Source organism: Nostocoides australiense Ben110, assembly GCF_001050535.1.
Classification (GTDB): Bacteria; Actinomycetota; Actinomycetes; order Actinomycetales; family Dermatophilaceae; genus Nostocoides_A; species Nostocoides_A australiense.
The window spans coordinates 3,376,812-3,378,957 of the sequence record NZ_HG764815.1 but is presented as its reverse complement, the minus strand read 5'-3'; the positions used below and the strand labels follow the sequence as shown (position 1 = coordinate 3,378,957).

Sequence of the window (2,146 nt, the reverse complement as noted above, 5' to 3'; positions counted from 1 at the left end):
TGTCACATCGAGATAACGGTGGTGGCGCGGGTTGAGAGGATGCGGCGATGGGATTCACCCGCGCCCAACTTCAGGGTTTCCGCGATCACGAGGTGCCCGACCTCATCGGGCCGGGCCTGGTGCTGCTCTTCGTCGGCATCAATCCCGGCCTGTGGACCGCGGCCACCCAGACTCACTTCGCCCGCCCCGGCAACCGCTTCTATCCCGCCCTGCTGCGCGCCGGCATCATCGACCGGCGCATCGACCCAACCGCCGGGATGACCGACGCGGACCGCGCCTACCTGCTGCAGCGGGGGATCGGCATTACCAACATCGTCGGCCGCGCCACCGCGCGAGCCGACGAACTGAGCGCGCAGGAGTATGCCGCCGGCGGGCGCACCCTCCGCGCGACCGTTCGCGAACACCGGCCGCGGGTCGTCGCGGTGGCCGGGATCACGGCATACCGTGCCGCCTTCGGCGAACGCCGGGCCCGCCCCGGCCGGCAACCCGGCGACCTCGTGGGCGCGCAATTGTGGGTGGTTCCCAACCCCAGCGGCCTGAACGCCCACGAGACGATCGATTCCCTCGCGCAGGCCTATGCCGCGCCGGCCCGCGCCGCCGGCCTCCTCCCGCCCACCTGAACGCCGGTTTCGGGCGCTCACCGGCCGGCCCTTATTGCGAACGAATTGCAGTAGCGTGGAGCCATGCACGTGCCCGACGGCTTCCTCGACGCGACCACCTCCCTGGCGACGGCCGCGACAGCCGTCGCGGGAGTCGGCCTGTCCCTGCGGGGCGCGCGGCGCGAGTTGAGCGACTTCGCCGCCCCCCTCGCCGGGCTCGTCGCCGTCTTCGTCTTCGCCGCCCAGATGCTCAACTTCCCGGTCGGCGCCGGCACCTCCGGGCATTTGCTCGGCGGCACCCTGGCGGCCGTCCTCGTCGGGCCGGCGACCGCCACCTTGTGCCTGACCGTCGTCCTGCTGATCCAAGCGCTGGCGTTCGCCGACGGCGGGCTGAGCGCGTTCGGCACCAATGTCACGCTCATGGCGCTGGTCGGGGTGTGGGCCGGCTATGCCGTCTTCCTCCTCGCCCGCCGGGTGCTGCCGCGCCGGGTCGCGAGCGTCCCGGTGGCGGCCGCGGTCGGGGCGTTCGTCTCCGTGCCGGCGGCGGCCCTCACGTTCACCGGACTGTATGCCGTCGGCGGCGCCGCCCCGATCGACCTCAGTTCGCTCGCCACCGCGATGCTCGGCTGGCACTCCCTCATCGGGCTCGGCGAGGCCGCCATCACCTTCCTCGCCGTCGGGGCCATCACGGCCACCCGTCCCGACCTGGTCCACGGGGCCCGGGCGCTCGCGGGAGTCCAGGACCTCGAGATCCGCGAGGGCGTGCGCGCATGAACCGCGACGTCAGCACGCGCAAGCGCATCAGCACTCGCACGCTCCTGCTGTGGGGGCTGGCCGTCACGCTCGTCCTGGCAGGCGTCGTCAGCTTCTACGCCTCCGGTCACCCCGACGGCCTGGAATTCGTCGCTGAGAAGCTCGGCTTCGACAGCACGGCCGCCGGCCACGCCGGCGGCGACTCGCCCGTCGCCGACTACGGCGTCCGCGGCGTCGAGAACTCCCGCCTGTCCGGGGGGCTGGCGGGCCTGATCGGAGTCCTCCTCGTGGGGATCGTGATGACCGGGCTGGTGGCGCTGCTGCGCCGCCGCACGCCCGCGAAACGCGACTGACGTGGGCGCGGGGCACGGCCACTACCTGCACTACCACGGGCACTCGCCGGTGCACCGGCTGCCGGCGCACACCAAGCTCGTCGCATTGCTGGTCTTCGTCGGCGCGGTGGTGGCCACCCCGCGGACGGCGGTCTGGGCCTTCGCCGGGTATGCCGCGCTGCTCCTCCTCGCGATGGCCCGCTCGGGCGTGCCCGCGGCCTACCTCGCGAAGCGTATGGTCGTCGAGGTGCCCTTCCTCGTCTTCGCCCTGCTGATGCCGTTCGTGGCCACCGGGCCGCGGGTGGAGGTGGGTCCGCTGCGCCTGTCCGAGGCCGGCCTGTGGGGGGCCTGGGGGCTGCTCGCCAAGGGCTCGCTGGGTGTCGGCGCGTCGGTGCTGTTGGGGTCGAGCACCGAGCCGCGCGACCTGGTCCGCGCGCTCGATCGGCTGGGGGGGGGGGGGGG

The 2,146-nt window shown here is 73.3% G+C and carries 4 protein-coding genes; all 4 read left to right on the top strand.

Features of this window, described 5'->3' with window-relative positions; translation table 11 throughout:
• Window positions 1–47: 47 nt before the first annotated feature.
• Window positions 48–620, top strand: a complete 573-nt coding sequence (locus tag BN11_RS16405; protein WP_048699431.1) for a mismatch-specific DNA-glycosylase — start codon at window positions 48–50, stop codon at window positions 618–620.
• A gap of 63 nt (window positions 621–683) precedes the next feature.
• On the top strand, window positions 684–1,373 hold the full coding sequence (locus BN11_RS16400; RefSeq protein WP_048699430.1) for an energy-coupling factor ABC transporter permease: 690 nt from the start codon (window positions 684–686) through the stop codon (window positions 1,371–1,373).
• Complete coding sequence (locus BN11_RS24800; protein ID WP_048699429.1) at window positions 1,370–1,705, top strand: PDGLE domain-containing protein; 336 nt, start codon at window positions 1,370–1,372, stop codon at window positions 1,703–1,705. Before BN11_RS16400 ends, BN11_RS24800 begins: the two co-directional genes overlap by 4 nt.
• 1 nt (window position 1,706) lies before the next feature.
• Window positions 1,707–2,146: energy-coupling factor transporter transmembrane component T family protein (locus tag BN11_RS16390; protein WP_235435519.1), on the top strand; the 440-nt coding region annotated here is incomplete at its 3' end.

Coding starts and splice junctions, on each gene's coding strand:
- BN11_RS16405 (WP_048699431.1), top strand. CDS start 48: ATGGGATTCACCCGCGCCCAACTTCAGGGTTTCCGCGATCACGAGGTG.
- BN11_RS16400 (WP_048699430.1), top strand. CDS start 684: ATGCACGTGCCCGACGGCTTCCTCGACGCGACCACCTCCCTGGCGACG.
- BN11_RS24800 (WP_048699429.1), top strand. CDS start 1,370: ATGAACCGCGACGTCAGCACGCGCAAGCGCATCAGCACTCGCACGCTC.